We start from the raw sequence: 16,026 nt of genomic DNA, 5'->3' as shown, positions 1-16,026 counted from the left end.
GACGCCCCGAGCAGGTGCTGCCAACCATGAACTATCAGTTGAACTTTGCCGCCGTGTGGCGCGACTTCGACACTTTGCTGGCGGGGCTCGGCCTGGGCCTGACGCTGGCGTTGATCTCGATCGCCATCGGCTGTGTGATTGGCCTGTTGATGGCCTTCGCCATGCTGTCTCGGCACCGCGCCCTGCGCATCCTCGCCTCGGTGTACGTGACGGTGGTGCGCAATACGCCGATCCTGGTGCTGATCCTGTTGATCTACTTTGCCTTGCCGAGCTTGGGCATCCGCCTGGACAAGATCCCCTCGTTCATCATCACGCTGTCGCTGTACGCCGGTGCCTACCTCACCGAAGTGTTCCGCGCCGGGTTGTTGAATATCCCCAAGGGCCTGCGCGAAGCCGGGCTGGCAATCGGCCTGGGCGAGTGGCGCATTCGTGCCTACATCAGCGTGCCGGTGATGCTGCGCAACGTGCTGCCGGCGCTGTCGAACAACTTTATCTCGCTGTTCAAGGACACGTCGCTGGCGGCCGCCATCGCGGTGCCTGAACTGACTTATTACGCCCGTAAGATCAATGTCGAAAGCTACCGGGTGATCGAAACCTGGCTGGTCACGACGGCGCTCTACGTGGCTGCCTGTTACCTCATCGCCATGCTGCTCCGCTACCTGGAACAGCGTCTGGCGATCCGTCGTTAGGAGCGGCCTCCATGTATCAATCCCCCAGTTGGCTGCAGGAATTGTGGATCGCCCGTGACACGCTGTGGGCCGGCTTCCAGGCCAGCGTCTACGTGTCGGCCCTGGCAATACTTTTCGGCACCCTGATCGGCATTGTCGCCGGCTTGATCCTCACCTACGGCAGGTTCTGGATGCGCGCGCCGTTTCGTCTGTATGTTGACCTGATCCGCGGCACGCCGGTGTTCGTGCTGGTGCTGGCGTGTTTCTACATGCTGCCGGCGCTCGGCTGGCAGATCAGCGCGTTCCAGGCCGGTGCGGTCGGGCTCACGCTGTTCTGCGGCTCCCATGTGGCGGAAATCGTGCGCGGCGCCTTGCAGGCCATTCCCCGTGGGCAACTGGAGGCGGGCCGGGCGATTGGTCTGACGTTCTACCAGTCTCTGGGCTATGTGCTGTTGCCCCAGGCGCTGCGCCAGATCCTGCCGACCTGGGTCAACTCGTCCACGGAAATCGTCAAGGCCTCGACGCTGCTCTCGGTGATCGGCGTGGCCGAGTTGCTGCTCAGCACCCAGCAAGTGATCGCGCGCACCTTCATGACCCTGGAGTTCTACCTGTTCGCAGGCTTTCTGTTCTTTGTCATCAACTACGCCATTGAATTATTCGGGCGCTACATTGAAAAACGGGTGGCCTTGCCATGAACCAGCCTCAAACAACCCAACCGCTGTTGGACATTCGCGGCCTGCACAAACACTACGGCGCGCTCGAAGTGCTCAAGGGCGTCGACCTGAGCCTGCAACGCGGTAACGTGGTCACGCTGATCGGCTCCAGCGGCTCGGGCAAGACCACGCTGCTGCGCTGCGTCAACCTGCTCGAAGAATTCCAGGGCGGGCAGATCACCCTGGAGGGTGAGTCCATCGGTTACAGCGAAGCCAGCGGCAAGCGCGTGCGCCACCCGGAGCGTATGATCGCCCGGCACCGCGCGATGACCGGCATGGCGTTCCAGCAGTTCAACCTGTTCCCCCATCTGACGGCGTTGCAGAACGTCACCCTGGGCTTGTTGAAGGTCAAGAAGATGCCCAGGGACGAAGCGGTGGCACTGGCCGAGAAGTGGCTGGACCGCGTGGGGCTGCTGGAGCGGCGCAATCACTTTCCCGGCCAGTTGTCCGGCGGTCAGCAGCAGCGGGTGGCGATTGCCCGGGCCATTGCGATGAACCCCAGCCTGATGCTGTTCGACGAAGTCACCTCGGCCCTCGACCCGGAGCTGGTGGGCGAGGTGCTCAGTGTGATCAAGGGCCTGGCCGAGGAGGGCATGACCATGTTGCTGGTCACCCATGAAATGCGCTTTGCCTACGAAGTCTCGGACAAAATCGTGTTTATGAACCAGGGCCGCATTGAAGAGCAGGGCAGCGCGAAAGACGTGTTCGAGCGCCCGCAATCGCCGCGCCTGGCAGAATTTTTAAAGAACATTCGTTTTTAATCAGGAGCCTGTTTTTATGAGCATTACTCGTTACGGAGCCGGCAGCACCGCCGGAGGTGGTCAGCCTCGTCCTTTTGCCCGCGCCGTGGAAGCCGACGGTTGGCTCTATGTGTCGGGCCAGGTACCTGCGGTGGACGGTGAAATCATCACCGGCGGGATCATCGAGCAAACCCGGCAGACTATGCGCAATGTGGTGGCGATCCTCGAAGAGGCCGGTTACGAATTGAAAGACGTGGTACGTGTCGGCGTCTGGCTGGAAGACCCGCGCGACTTCTGGAGTTTCAACAAGGTCTTCGGCGAATACTTCACCCCGGAACACGCCCCGGCACGGGCCTGTGTGCAGGCCAGCATGATGGTGGATTGCAAGGTGGAGATCGATTGCGTGGCCTACAGGAAAAAGGGCTGACTGCCATGACCGAAGACCCCATCAAACGCCGCGCCAAGGGCCTGGATCGCGCATTCGATATCCTCGATTTTCTCAAGGAGGTCGGTCAGCCCCTGCGCCCGAATGATATTGCCAGCGGCATTGGCAGCCCCAAATCCACGGTCTACGAACTGGTCGCCTCGCTGCTGGAGCGGCGCATTCTGGAGACCGTGGGCAAGGACGGCCACGTCTATCTGGGTCGCCAGCTGTACTTCCTCGGCCAGGCGCACCTGCGCCATTTCGACCTGACCCGCGAGGCCGACCACGCCTTGCAGGCAATCGTCAGCCAGACCCGTGAAACCGCGCAGATGTGCCTGCTCAACGGGCGCAAATACACGGTGGCGCTGATGCGCGAGGGCGAGCGGCATTTCCGTATTTCCTCGGACATCGGTGAAAACGCGCCGATCCCGTGGACCGCCTCCGGGCGCCTGCTGCTCGGGCACCTGAGCGACCAGCAGATCGTCGACCTGATCGACCCCGACGACTTCATCCTGCCAGACGGCCAGCGCCTGGCGCTGGACACCTTCCTGGCGCAGATTCGCCAGGCCACCCTCGACGGCTTCTTTTCCTTCGACAGCGTGGCCGACACCTTCACCCATTGCTTCGCCGCGCCGGTACGGGACGCCCAGGGGGTGAGCATTGCCACCCTGTGCATCGTCGCGCCACGGGCCGATGCAATCACCCACTACAACGACTACCGCCGGGTGTTGATCGACAGCGCCAACCAGTTGGCCCGGCGCATCAACGAATAGGAGTTTTTGCATGTCCGCCCTCAACGCCGTTGCAAAAGGCGCCGCCGCCGTCGGCGCCCATCTGGTCCGTGACGTCAGCCTGCCGGCCCTGGTCCTGCACCGCGATGCCCTGGAGCACAACATTCGCTGGATGCAGGATTTCGTCGGCAACAGCGGCGCCGAACTTGCGCCCCACGGCAAGACCAGCATGATGCCGGCGCTGTTTCAGCGTCAGCTCGCCGCCGGTGCCTGGGGCATCACCCTGGCCAATGCGGTGCAGACCCGCGCCGCCTACGCCGGTGGCGTGCGCCGCGTGTTGATGGCCAACCAACTGGTAGGCGCGCCGAACATGGCGCTGATCGCCGAGTTGCTGGAGGACCCGCAGTTCGACTTCCATTGCATGGTCGACCACCCGGACAACGTCGCCGACCTGGGCCTGTTCTTCGCCGCGCGCGGCCTGCGCCTGAACGTGATGATCGAATACGGCGTGGTCGGTGGCCGCTGCGGTTGCCGCAGTGAGCAGCAGGTGCGCGAGCTGGCTGCCGCGATCAAGGCGCAGTCGGCCCTGGCCCTCACCGGAATCGAAGGCTACGAAGGTGTGATCCACGGCGAGCACGCCATCAGCGGTATCCGCGACTTCGCCGCGAGCCTGGTGCGGCTGGCGGTGGACCTGCAGGACAACGGCGCATTCGACCTGGCCAAGCCCATCGTCACCGCGTCGGGCTCGGCGTGGTACGACCTGATCGCCGAGTCCTTCGAACAGCAGAACGCCGCCGGGCGTTTCCTCAGCGTGTTGCGCCCCGGCAGCTACGTGGCCCATGACCATGGCATCTACAAGGACGCGCAATGCTGCGTACTCGACCGGCGCAACGACCTCGACGAAGGGCTGCGACCGGCCATGGAAGTCTGGGCCCACGTGCAGTCGCTGCCCGAGCCCGGCTTTGCGGTGATTGCCCTGGGCAAGCGCGACGTGGCTTATGACGCCGGCCTGCCGGTGCCGCTCAAGCGCTATCGGGCCGGCATCGTGCCGGCCGAGGGCGATGACGTGAGTGCGTGCCAGGTCACTGCGGTGATGGACCAGCATGCGTTCATGACCGTGGCGCCGCAGGTTGAGCTGCGCATTGGCGACATCATTTCGTTCGGCACGTCACACCCTTGCCTGACCTTCGACAAGTGGCAGGTGGGGTGCCTGGTGGATGACGAGTTGCGCGTGATCGAGTCCCTGCAGACCTGTTTCTAGACCGAGTCGCCTTCAGCGCAGACAAGCCAGCTCCCACATTTTGAATTGTGAATACCTTCAGCTGTGGGAGCTGGCTTGCCTGCGATGAGGCCTTTCGCCACACCGGAGAGCATCGCCATGACCATCCAACCGCGCATCGCCCTGATCGGCGAATGCATGATCGAACTGCAACAACGCGCCGACGGCAGCCTGCACCAGAGCTTCGGCGGTGACACCCTGAACACGGCGGTGTACCTGCGCCGCGAGCTGGGAGCGGTGGGCACGGTCGACTACGTCACCGCCCTGGGCGATGACAGTTTCAGCGATGCCATGTGCCAGCAATGGGCCGACGAGGGCTTGGGGCTGGGCAGGGTCCAGCGTCTGCCGGGGCGCCTGCCGGGTTTGTATTGCATCCAGACCGACGCCAATGGCGAACGCAAATTTCTCTACTGGCGCAACGAGGCGGCCGTGCGCGACTGTTTCACCACGCCCGCGGCCGAGCCGATCCTGGCGGCGTTGCCGGGCTATGACCTTGTGTATTTCAGCGGCATCACCCTGGCGGTATTGGGTGAGATCGGCCGCGAGCGTTTGTTGCAGGCGCTGGCCGCAACCCGGCGCAGGGGCGGCAAGGTGGTGTTCGACAACAACTACCGGCCACGCCTGTGGACCAGTGTCGAGGCGGCGCGGGAGGCGTATCGCAAGGTCATGGCCGAGGTGGACATCGCCTTGCTCACCGAAGATGACGAGCAGGCGTTGTTTGGTTATACCGACAGCGAGCAGGTGTTCGCGGCGTACCCGGCGATTACCGAGGTGGTGCTCAAGCGCGGCGCGGATGAGTGTCGGATTCGCTGCGAGGGCGTGCGCGTTGCCGTGCCGGCGTTGAAGGTCGAAAAGGTGGTGGACACGACAGCGGCGGGGGATTCGTTCAGCGCGGCGTACCTTGCCTCCCGGCTCAAGGGCGGTTCGCCGCAGGAGGCTGCGTTGGCGGGGCATCGGTTGGCGAGCCGCGTGATTCAGGTGCCGGGTGCGCTGATACCCAGAGAGTGAATGGCCGCCTGTGGCGGATCGGGAGCAAGCCCCCTCCCACCATTTGAATGGTGAACACCTTCAAGTGTAGGAGGGGCTTGCCCCCGATAGCGGTGTAAAGCCAACCCCTCAGTCGCGGTAAAACACCTGCACCAGGTGATACCCGAACTTGCTCTTGATCGGCCCGTGCACCACCTTTACGGGCTTCTTGAAGATCACCGCATCAATCGCCCCCACCATTTGCCCAGGTCGCACTTCACCCAAATCACCGCCGCGCTTGCCCGATGGGCAGGTGGAATACTTCTTGGCCAGCACATCGAAGGCTTCGCCCTTGGCGATGCGCTGCTTGAGTTGTTCGGCTTCTTCGCTGGTTTTCACCAGGATATGACGGGCTTGGGCTTTCATCGTGTTCTACCAGGTGGGCGACGGCGCGCGATTATGCCTGAACTCAGTCGGCCACGCCGAGCATGCTGCGGATCTTGGTGGCCAGCAGGTCGATGGAAAACGGCTTGGCCACCATGTCCATGCCGTCCTCCAGAAAGCCCTGGCGCTCGGCGGCTTTCTCGGCGTAACCGGTCATGAACAATACGCGCAGACCGGGGCGATGCTGGCGTGCTATTTCCGCCAGTTGCCGGCCGTTCATGCCTGGCAGGCCGACGTCGGTCACCAACAGGTCGACGCGCAAGTCCGACTCCAGCAACGGCAGCGCCGCACGGGCATCCGCCGCCTGGTGCGCGGTGTAGCCGAGTTCGTCGAGCACATTGACCACCAGCATGCGCACCGCCGCGTCGTCCTCGACCACCACCACCGCTTCACCGGCCAGGGCCACCGGCGCTTCGCTCAAGTGCGCCGGCAAACTGTTTTCCAGCGCGGTGCCGTGCAGGCGCGGCAAGTACAGGCGCACGCAGGTGCCCTGGCCCGGTTCGCTGTGGATGGTGACGTGGCCGCCGGACTGCTGGGCAAACCCGTAGATCATCGACAAACCCAGGCCGGTGCCCTGGCCGATGGGCTTGGTGGTGAAGAACGGATCGAACGCCTTGGCGAGGATTTTCGGCGCCATGCCGCTGCCGTTGTCGCTCACGCCCAGCATCACGTAGTCGCCGGCCTTGACCGGTTCGAGGGTAGTGATATCGGTGCCGTCCAGGTAGCTGTTGGCGGTTTCGATCAGCAGTTCGCCGCCATCGGGCATCGCATCGCGGGCGTTGATCACCAGGTTGAGCAGGGCATTTTCCAACTGGCTGGCGTCGGTATTGACCGGCCAGATGTCCTGGCCCAGTTGCACCTTGAGCGAGATGTGCGCGCCTTTGGTCCGTTGGAAAAGATCCTCCAGCGACGCCACCAGCTGGTTGGGGTCGGTGGGCTGACGGTCGAGCGATTGGCGCCGCGAGAACGCCAGCAGCCGGTGGGTGAGGGCGGCCGCGCGGTGGGCGGAGGACACGGCAGCATCGGCAAAGCGGCCGATCTCTTCGCTGCGCCCGCCGGCGATGTAGCGCTGCATCAGGTCGAGGCTGCCGATGATGCCGGTGAGCATGTTGTTGAAGTCATGGGCGATGCCGCCGGTGAGCTGGCCCACCGCTTCCATTTTTTGCGCGTGGCGCAGTGCGTCTTCGGCGCGCTCGCGTTCGTACATCTCGTTCTGCAGGCGCTGGTTGGCCTCGGCCAGCGCCTGGGTGCGTTGGGCCACACGTTCTTCGAGGTTCTCGTTGAGGTGGCGCAGGGCTTCTTCGGTGAGCTTGCGTTCGGTCTCGTCGATCACAAAGATATAAAAGCCATTGACCGAACCGTCGTTACTGAAGCGCGGCAGGTACTTCATCAGCGCATGCCGTGGCCGCCCGTCGCGGTGGGGCGTGAGGGTCATGAAGCTGCAGGCCTTGCCGCGCAGGGCTGCGGCGATCTTGTCCTGGCGCCCGGCATACACCTCGTCGCCGAGCACTTCGCGGATGGTCTTGCCGTACAGCTCCTGGGGCGTCATGCCGTACCACTCAAGGTAGGCGCTGTTGTTCAGGCGAAACCGTTGTTCATGATCGACGTAGCCGATCAGCACCGGCATCGCGTTGATGATCAGTTGCAGCTCGGTCTGGCTTTGGCGCAGGGCTTGTTCGGTGTGCTTGCGTTCGGTGAGGTCCAGCGCGGCGCCGAGGAAGCGCGCCGGTCGGCCCTGAGGGTCCTTGTAGCAACGCCCCCGGGCGAACACCCAGCGCACTTCGCCGTCGGCCTGCATCAGGCGGTATTCCTCGGCGTATTCGGTACCGAAGGTGATGCAATGCTTGATGCTGCGCGTGACCATGCCCCGGTCTTCGGGGTGCACGCCCAGCAGGTAATCGCTGATCGGCAGCAGGCTGGCCTGATCGGGGTCGACGCCGTGCAGGAAGGCAAAATGCGCGTCGGCGATAAAGCGGTCTTCGCCGATGTCCCAGTCCCAGGTGCCCACCGCGTCGGTCGCCGCCAGTGCCAGTTGCAGACGTTGCTCGGTGTTGTGCTGGGCCTTGAGGCTGTCTTCGGAGCGCTGTTGCAGCTCGATGGCCTTGAGGCGGCGCTCGTTGGTCTCGATGGCGGTGACCAGGATGCCAGCGACCTGTCGGCTTTCATCGCGCACCGGGCTGTAGGTGAGGTCGAGCCAGATCTCGGTGTCGCGCCCTTCGCGTTGCAGCACAAAGCGCTGGTCGCTGAAGGTACGCACCTGGCCGCCGAGTACGGCGTCGTAGATCGGTGCGGTGAAGTCCTGCAGTTCCGGCCAGGTGAGGTGCGCCGGCTGCCCCAATGCGTGCGGGTGCTTGTTGCCGACCAGTTGGGCAAAGCCATCGTTATACAGCTGGATGAGGTGGTGGCCCCACAGCAGGAGCATCGGCATCGGCGAGTGCACGACAATATCCACCGCTGTACGCAGGCTTTGCGGCCAGTCATTGGCCTCACCGAGGGGGCTTCGTGCCCAGTCCAGCCGCGCAATCAATGCGCCGGCTTCGCTACCGGTGGATGTTCCATTCATGAAAAAAGCCCTGAGCCTGACGCTTTGAAAAATGACAACACCCATTATCCCGTGGGAAACGGCCGGGTGACTACCCTCGGAAAATAGCATGCCCTGAAGATTTTTCTGCAAAACCCCGCCTTTGGGCTGAAACCTTTCATCTTCTGGCCAGTTCGACGCAGTACGCCAACCGCGATCTGATCGCAGATCCCAGCGTGAGAAAAGTTACATACTTTTGTACTACTGGTCGGCAACCTATTTTGGATTTTTTACCAATCAAGCGTACGTCAACTATCCGAGTACCGTTCTGATGCTGATCTCCAACACAGGTTTTTCGAATACTTATCCCGCCGACGAGCACCGATTTCCTGATGTACAGCGCCAAGGGGGCGTGGTGGCCTCACCCTCGCGCGTCGCCCGCTCCACAACATCCGGCGCGCCACCTGCGGCGCAGTTGGCGACTTCGCTCGACGCTTCGGACCGGCAACTGGCTGCCAATTACATCCAGGCGCTGTCGTCCGCGCGATGGACCAACCAAAGCGGCTATCTAGACACTGAGCTTGCGGATATCCCGGCCAGATCAACCTTCGGCAAATGGTGGCAACAGTATCGCGATGCCATGAACAACCCCAACTTCGTGCAGTGGGCCAAGACACGCGGGCTCGACGTTTCCAGCATCCTGCTGGAGCCCCACGCCGGCTTCCTTTCGGCTTTCTTCAACGGTAAAAGAGAGTTTCTGCGACCCGAAACGGATGCGGGGTGGAAAGAGGTTTCGGGCCCCATCCTCAGCGTGGCGAGAGTACTCGCACCTTCACGCACTGGCACTCGCGTCGTTCTTGGGCCGCCGACTGCCCCCGCGCATCTTGAAGCCATTGGTAATTTTTACGGTGAACCCAACACCGAAAATCCAACCCGGGAGCAGGCTCGGGCAAGGGCCGTCCAGATGAGCGCGACCGGTGTGTTCGCGGCCATTCCTGCCAGCGATCCAGAGCGCTCGCAAACCATGCGTGGCCCGCAGGCGCTTGGGGCGCAGCAGCAAGTGCTGGCAGATATCGATGACCACTACAGCGTTGTCATGGGTGAGCCGGATAAGTCCTCTCGTGCCAAGGCAGACAAGGCATTGGCTGCTCAGTACGTCGCAGCCCTGCGCAATGCTTCCTGGAGCGGCCACCTCACCGAGAGCACGCGCCTGGACGACATCCCCATGCGGTCGACGCTGGGCCACTGGTGGCAACTTTACTGTGATGCCTTTAATAACCCGCAATTCCAGCATTGGGTAAAGGAGAGTGGCCTTGACCTGTCAACGATGGTCATTTCTCCGATTACCAAGGAGGTGTCCGGCGCTTTCAATGACGAGTTCGAAGTCAGAAGCCTGGACAGCGACGCGGGTTGGGCGAGTGTGGCGGCTCCGATCCTGAATGCCGCGGGTGTTGTGTTCGATCGGCACGACAATTTGATCAAGCCACCTTCCGGCTATCCTGACAACTCGCCCCCGTTGAGGGTGGTGGGCAATTTTCTGGGTCAAGACGCCCAGAACTTCACCAAAGAACAGGCCGCTTCTGCGGCGGACCGGATCGCTGGCACGCCCAGCTTGACCCTGGGGCCCCGCCAGCGCGGCGAACGATATTCACTGGAGGCGCTCGGCGCTCGGCACTCAGCAACTGGCATTGGCCAATGCTCGCGACCGCTACAACCTGATCCAGGGCCTTACCAGGGTTGTCACGTCACTGCCGCCTCAAGCGGCGAGCAATTTGAATGGCCTGCTCTAGCACAACGTTTGACGTGCATCCACATTCATCATTCGGGCAGTCCCACAGCGTCCAGCCGGGTCATACGGTCAGCCTCAGACAGTTTCTTCAGGGCAGTGGCTTGAGCGTCCCAGGCAACCGTGAGCAGGTGGCGAACCTTCTCACCGTGCTGGCTTCGCCGCTGCCCAAACCGTCAGCGCGGGATAATTATTGGCGGTTGTTAAGCCCATTTACCTTTAGCCGCGAGCCAAGAGCACTGATTCAGACCTGGAGCACTCAGGCGCTTGACTCCGCCCTGTACAAGCGGGTCTTTGAGGAAACTGACCAAACCCGTGAGCACTATCCGACTGCTCAGAGACTCAAACAGCTGGTGTCCAGCCCTCAGGCCAATGCGCTGGGCGAATCGTTGCGGGTCACGCTGCAAGGTAAAGCCGATGCGGCGGGCGGTGCGGAGTGGGCGGCGGCGGCAATCGTACTCAGTCTGGATCCGCTGGCCGGCACGCAACGTAACAGGGTGGCCGGCTACGATCTGGCCGGGCAGGGCAATTGGGGCAAGACGCCGGCAGCCATTGTCGACGATCTGACCAGGCATCTGGTCGTTGAAGGCAGCGTCAGCCAGTCAATGGCGCCTGTCGCGACCCGATTGCTGCTGGCCGGAACCGCCCCTGAGCTTCTGGTTGCGGATGTGCCCGCCGACCTGGTCTATGGCTCTCACACATGGGCCAGCTTCAGCATCGCCGTGGCGCGTATCGAAAAAATATTCCCTGGCGCGTCACAATCCATGACCTTCAAGCAGATCATGACGTTCGGCAGCACTCAGCCGATTTCGCCCAGTGAGCACGTCATGCAGGCTGAAGCGCAACGCAATGCGATGGTGGATTGGGGTGTCGTCAATGGAATGATTGCGAAACGCTCGGACGACACCTATTCGAACGCAGAGATCGAACTGGCGCGAAGCCGATTCAACCAACAACTCTCCCAACTGATCGCGGCCAGTAATGCCCAGCAGGCGGCCGTGCCCTCACGCAGGGACATGGCGCTGGCGCAATTGAAAGCCACGTTCGGTGACACCATCGACTACGAAAAACGGTCGATCAGGCACGCGCCCTCTCTGACCCGGCCAGAGCTGCTTGGCATCCAGATGAGCCTGATATTCCAGTTGGAGGATGTGTGGGCCGAGCATTTTTCAATTCTGGAGCTCTACATGGCGGGCGTGTTGGATAATCCAGACGCCAAGTGGGTACCCGATGATGAGAAAATTCCGTTTGATCGTATAAAAAATGCCGCCAGCACGCTGCCGGTTATCGGACAACGTTTTGATGAAAGTATGGATCGCTACAGTGAAAAGCTGAAAAGCTCTGTGGCCGTGAATATCCAGAACATGATTGCCCGTTTGCCGCTGAAGGATCGCAGAAACTTTGAATTTGGCACCCCCACGTTATATTCGGCTCGCGAAGGGTTTTTCGTTAACTCGCGCGAGGACTATGCCGATCAGGCTGCCTCACATAAAGGGCATTACGGCTTGATCATCCGTACTCGAAGAACATCACCGCCAACAGACTACGAACTGTTTCCGGGCAAGGGCATATTGCAGAAAAAAACCGGCTTGCCGGACCCGCTCCCGTTGGGCCCGAGCAACGCCAATGAGGCCCCCATGGTGTTCAGCGGCGGGGTGACGCAGGGCGAGGAAGCTGGCCAGCCTTTTGCACTTGACTTCAAGGCTTACCAGGAGGGGACAAGCCCCAGGACGCGTTCGGTATATACAAATATTATTCTTGACGAGGTTCGCGTTTCGGCCAAAGAGGACGCACAGTCGCTATCCAGTGATGAACCCGCCGATACCGACAGTGTTCCGAGAAGTTTTTTCACCCGCAACACGAAAAAACTGGCGCAAAGCGCCGCTGATTTTTTTCTTTTCAACCTTGAAACGCTCAAGAACGAAGCGAAAGGCGTCACCCACTATGAGCGCGTGGAGAAGTCTGAAAAAGACATCAAAGATACCCTCTTCAGGATGATTCCGTTCGTGGCAGCCGCGCAGGCAGCGAAAGAGGGCAACTATGTCGAGGCCTTTGCAGACGCGGGGCTCGATGTGTTCGGGTTTCTGGTCCCCGAATACAAACTCGCCGAAGAAGGTGAGGGGCTTTTAGTGAAAGCCGGCAGCAAGCTTGTCGGGTCGTTGAGTGAGGCAGGCGCCGAGACGAAAATCGCGTCAAAGGTGGCGCTGGTCGACAACATTGGCGAATTGTCGGCGGGTGGCTATGACATCAACCGTCAGCATCGCTTGAGCCCTTTGCAGTTGAATGAGCTTGCACAGCGACCGGATATTGCCATGGGATCCGTGGGGGCAGGCGGTGAACCCATCTCCGTTGTCGCGCAATTCGATGACGCCTCGCAAAAATGGTACGCCTATGATGCACAGACGGCTCAGGCCTATGGCCCGCCGCTGAGTGATTTCACCCCCGAGACCTCTGCGCCACTGGCCGCCGAACCCGCGCTGACGCCCGGTGCCGCTACCTTGCTGGATCGCGGTTTGGCACAGGACAACGTCATACAGATGGGAGGCGCGATGAAAGACCTGAAATTCATTGGCAGCGAAGTCCACACCTTCACCGACGTTTATAAAGGGCGTAAACGTCTTAACATCGTGGCCCACGGCACTCGACGCGATTGGGTCGACAAGCTGTTGCGCAATGGCTCCGAGGTAGTGATCGATGGAAAAGCCTATAACGCCAATCAGATGGTAGATCTGCTGAAAAACAAAGGCGTTGACCCTGCTGATTTTGACAATGTGCGGCTGTTGATCTGTCACTCGGCAGAAGGCAAGGGACACTCGTTCGCAAGCCAGTTTCAAAAAGCAATCAACCGACCGGTGAAAGCGTTCGAGGGGACGGTGGCGATTCACAACGGGTCGACGTCCATCACGTCCTCCCGTAACCAATTGCTGAGCCACTATGCCAACCAGTACCCGGGCCTGACGGACGTTGCCGCGCAACAGCTCGCTGACAGCCAGTTGAAGCGTGATTTTGTCAACAAAGTCACGCAACACGTGGAAAAGAGGCACGGTGATTTGATCTTGATCAACACGGCGGGCGTGGGTCAGCCGCCCAAACATGCCCTGCAGAAAATCAACTACGTACCGCGTCACTTTTCATAAGGCTGACCTTGGCCCCCGCCTCTTGCAGGTCGGGGGTTCATTGCGCCAGCCAGCCACCGTCAATATTCCACGCGGCGCCGCGTACCTGGCTACCGGCGTCGCTGCACAAGAACAGCACCAGCTCACCCAACTGCGGCGGCGTGACGAACTCAAGCGACGGCTGTTTTTCGGCGAGCAAGTCATGCTGCGCCTGCTGCGGGTCGGCGCCCTCGGCGATGCGATCATCGATCTGCTTTTGCACCAGCGGGGTCAACACCCAGCCCGGGCAGATCGCATTGCAGGTGACGTTGCTGGCAGCCGTCTCCAGGCCCACCACCTTGGTCAGGCCGATCACGCCGTGCTTGGCCGCCACATACGCCGCCTTGCCCACCGAACCGACCTGACCATGCACCGACGCAATATTGACGATGCGCCCCCAGCCTTTGGCCTTCATGCCCGGCAGGCTCAGGCGCGTGGTGTGGAACACCGAGGACAGGTTGATTGCGATGATCGAATCCCAGCGCTCCACCGGGAAATCCTCCACCGCCGCCACGTGTTGGATGCCGGCATTGTTGACCAGAATATCCACCCCGCCGAATTCGCGCTCAGCGTAGGCGAACAGGTCGGCCAGTTGCGCGGGGTCACTGACGTCGGCCGGGTGATGCCCCGCCTTGCCGCCGAACGCCTGCACCTGGGCGATCACTGCGGCGGCGTCGCCGAAGCCATTGAGGATCAAGTCGGCACCGGCCTCGGCCAGGCTCAGCGCGATTCCCAGACCGATGCCGCTGGTGGAGCCGGTGACCAGGGCGGTCCTGCCATGCAAATTCGTCATAAGAACCTCACATAATTGCGTGGTGGCGAGCGGGCTTGTCCTACTGCCGTTGAGTTAAGCGCAGATTCCCTGTGGCGAGCAGGCTTGTCCTGCGTTGGGCTGCGCAGCAGCCCCAAAACCAGGTGCTGAGCCGGATCAGGTACACCGCGTTTTGCTGGATTGGGGGCGCTTCGCACCCCAACGCGGGGCAAGCCCGCTCGCCACAAGTGGTGGGTTTCCTGTCTTTCTTACTGCGCAATGTGCGCGGCGGCCAGGAGTTCCCGGGTGTAAGGGTGCTGCGGCGCGTCGAACACCTGACGGCTGGGCCCGCGTTCCACCACCTTGCCGTCCTTGACCACGATCATGTCGTGGGCCATGGCGCGTACCACCGCCAGGTCATGGCTGATAAACAGATACGTCAGGCCGTATTTTTCCTGAAGCTCGCGCAGTAGCGCCACCACCTGTTTCTGCACCGTGCGGTCCAGCGCCGAGGTGGGCTCGTCCAGCAGCATCAGCGCGGGCTTGAGCACCAGCGCGCGGGCGATGGCGATGCGTTGGCGCTGGCCGCCGGAGAATTCGTGGGGGTAGCGATGCCGGCTGGCCGGGTCCAGGCCCACGTCCTTGAGCACCTGGATCACTTGCGCGTCGCGTTCGGCCAGGCTGCACGGTGCGTGCACTTCCAGCCCTTCGCTGATGATCTGCTGCACCGACAGGCGCGGGCTGAGGCTGCCATAAGGGTCCTGGAACACCACCTGCATCTGTTTGCGCCACGGGCGCATCTGCTGATGGCTGAGGGGATCGAGGGCTTCGCCCTGGAAGCGAATGCTGCCGGTGGAATCGAGCAAGCGCAGAATCGCCTGGCCCAGGGTGGATTTGCCCGATCCCGATTCGCCGACGATGCCCAGGGTCTTGCCGCGTTGCACGCTGAGGCTGATGGCGTCCACCGCCTGCAGGTACGTCTTGCGGCGAAACAGCCCTGCGCCCAAGGCAAATTTCACGCTCAGGTCGTCCACCTGCAACACGGTTTCGCGGGTATCGCTGCCCAAGGCTTCACCCGAGGGCTCGGCGTCGAGCAGCAACCGGCTGTAAGGGTGCTGCGGCGCGGTGAACAAGGTTTCGCAGTCGGCCTGCTCGACAATCTCGCCGGCCCGCATCACGCACACGCGCTGGGCAATGCTGCGCACCAGGTTGAGGTCGTGACTGATCAGCAGCAGCGACATGCCCAGGCGCTGCTGCAGCGACTTGAGCAGCAGCAGGATCTTGCGCTGCACGGTCACGTCCAGCGCGGTGGTGGGTTCGTCGGCGATCAGCAGTTGCGGCTCGCAGGCCAGGGCCATGGCGATCATCACCCGCTGGCGCTGGCCGCCGGACAGTTGGTGCGGATAGGCCTTGAGGCGCTCCCGGGGTTTTTGAATGCCCACCAGTTCGAGCAGTTCGAGAATGCGCGCCTGCGCCGCCTTGCCGCCCAGGCCCTTGTGCAACAGCAGGGTTTCGCCGATCTGCTTTTCGATGCTGTGCAGCGGGTTGAGCGAGGTCATCGGCTCCTGGAAGATCATTGCAATGCGGTTGCCGCGCAGTTTCTGCAAGGTGGCCGGCGCTGCGCCGATCAATTGCTGGTCACGGTATTTCACCGAGCCGGTGGTGTGGGTGCCGGCATCGGGCAGCAGTTGCAGGATCGAGTGGGCGGTCACCGATTTGCCCGAACCCGACTCGCCCACCAGCGCCAGGCATTCGCCCTCGCGCACGTCCAGGCTGAGGGTGTGCACCACGGTCTGGCCGTTGAACGCGACGCACAGGTCGCGGATTTCGATGAGGTTCATAGGCAGT

At 61.9% G+C, this 16,026-nt stretch carries 13 protein-coding genes; 9 read left to right on the top strand and 4 right to left on the bottom strand.

Translation table 11 applies throughout. The features are described from left to right. Positions 1-26: 26 nt before the first annotated feature. From H045_RS10230 to H045_RS10200, 7 genes are all read left to right on the top strand, one after another. The gene (locus H045_RS10230) at positions 27-689 is read left to right on the top strand and encodes an amino acid ABC transporter permease (RefSeq protein ID WP_015372301.1); all 663 of its coding nucleotides are present in this window, start codon (positions 27-29) and stop codon (positions 687-689) included. A gap of 11 nt (positions 690-700) precedes the next feature. Next, positions 701-1,363, top strand: a complete 663-nt coding sequence (locus H045_RS10225; protein ID WP_003238123.1) for an amino acid ABC transporter permease — start codon at positions 701-703, stop codon at positions 1,361-1,363. After that, on the top strand, positions 1,360-2,142 hold the full coding sequence (locus H045_RS10220) for an amino acid ABC transporter ATP-binding protein (protein ID WP_003238125.1): 783 nt from the start codon (positions 1,360-1,362) through the stop codon (positions 2,140-2,142). Before H045_RS10225 ends, H045_RS10220 begins: the two co-directional genes overlap by 4 nt. 16 nt (positions 2,143-2,158) lie before the next feature. Continuing rightward, positions 2,159-2,548: a RidA family protein gene (locus H045_RS10215; protein WP_003238127.1), complete on the top strand. Its 390-nt coding sequence runs from the start codon at positions 2,159-2,161 to the stop codon at positions 2,546-2,548. A gap of 5 nt (positions 2,549-2,553) precedes the next feature. Beyond that, positions 2,554-3,318 carry an IclR family transcriptional regulator gene (locus tag H045_RS10210; RefSeq protein ID WP_003238129.1) on the top strand — a complete coding sequence of 255 codons (765 nt, stop codon included), beginning with the start codon at positions 2,554-2,556 and terminating at the stop codon, positions 3,316-3,318. Positions 3,319-3,328: 10 nt separating this feature from the next. Beyond that, on the top strand, positions 3,329-4,537 hold the full coding sequence (locus H045_RS10205; RefSeq protein WP_003238131.1) for an amino acid deaminase: 1,209 nt from the start codon (positions 3,329-3,331) through the stop codon (positions 4,535-4,537). Positions 4,538-4,654: 117 nt separating this feature from the next. Next, on the top strand, positions 4,655-5,563 hold the full coding sequence (locus H045_RS10200; RefSeq protein ID WP_015372300.1) for a sugar kinase: 909 nt from the start codon (positions 4,655-4,657) through the stop codon (positions 5,561-5,563). A gap of 108 nt (positions 5,564-5,671) precedes the next feature. On the opposite strand, the gene H045_RS10195 is transcribed toward H045_RS10200, so the two are convergent. Next, positions 5,672-5,947: a peptidylprolyl isomerase gene (locus H045_RS10195; protein WP_003174397.1), complete on the bottom strand. Its 276-nt coding sequence runs from the start codon at positions 5,945-5,947 to the stop codon at positions 5,672-5,674. A gap of 43 nt (positions 5,948-5,990) precedes the next feature. Then, the gene (locus H045_RS10190) at positions 5,991-8,528 is read right to left on the bottom strand and encodes a PAS domain-containing hybrid sensor histidine kinase/response regulator (RefSeq protein ID WP_015372299.1); all 2,538 of its coding nucleotides are present in this window, start codon (positions 8,526-8,528) and stop codon (positions 5,991-5,993) included. A 214-nt stretch (positions 8,529-8,742) separates the two neighbouring features. On the opposite strand from H045_RS10190, the gene H045_RS10185 reads away from it, so the two are divergent. Beyond that, on the top strand, positions 8,743-10,380 hold the full coding sequence (locus H045_RS10185) for a hypothetical protein (RefSeq protein WP_041931490.1): 1,638 nt from the start codon (positions 8,743-8,745) through the stop codon (positions 10,378-10,380). Beyond that, the gene (locus H045_RS10180; protein WP_041931489.1) at positions 10,377-13,409 is read left to right on the top strand and encodes a hypothetical protein; all 3,033 of its coding nucleotides are present in this window, start codon (positions 10,377-10,379) and stop codon (positions 13,407-13,409) included. Before H045_RS10185 ends, H045_RS10180 begins: the two co-directional genes overlap by 4 nt. Before the next feature lie 37 nt (positions 13,410-13,446). On the opposite strand, the gene H045_RS10175 is transcribed toward H045_RS10180, so the two are convergent. Next, entirely contained in the window at positions 13,447-14,220 is a 774-nt protein-coding gene (locus tag H045_RS10175; RefSeq protein WP_015372298.1) for a 3-hydroxybutyrate dehydrogenase, read from the bottom strand. Between the two features lie 227 nt (positions 14,221-14,447). Next, positions 14,448-16,019, bottom strand: coding sequence for an ABC transporter ATP-binding protein (locus H045_RS10170; RefSeq protein WP_015372297.1), 1,572 nt, complete (start codon positions 16,017-16,019; stop codon positions 14,448-14,450). Positions 16,020-16,026 lie beyond the last annotated feature (7 nt).

The organism is Pseudomonas poae RE*1-1-14 (assembly GCF_000336465.1).
Classification (GTDB): Bacteria; Pseudomonadota; Gammaproteobacteria; order Pseudomonadales; family Pseudomonadaceae; genus Aquipseudomonas; species Aquipseudomonas poae.
This window is presented reverse-complemented; position numbering and strand designations above follow the sequence as displayed.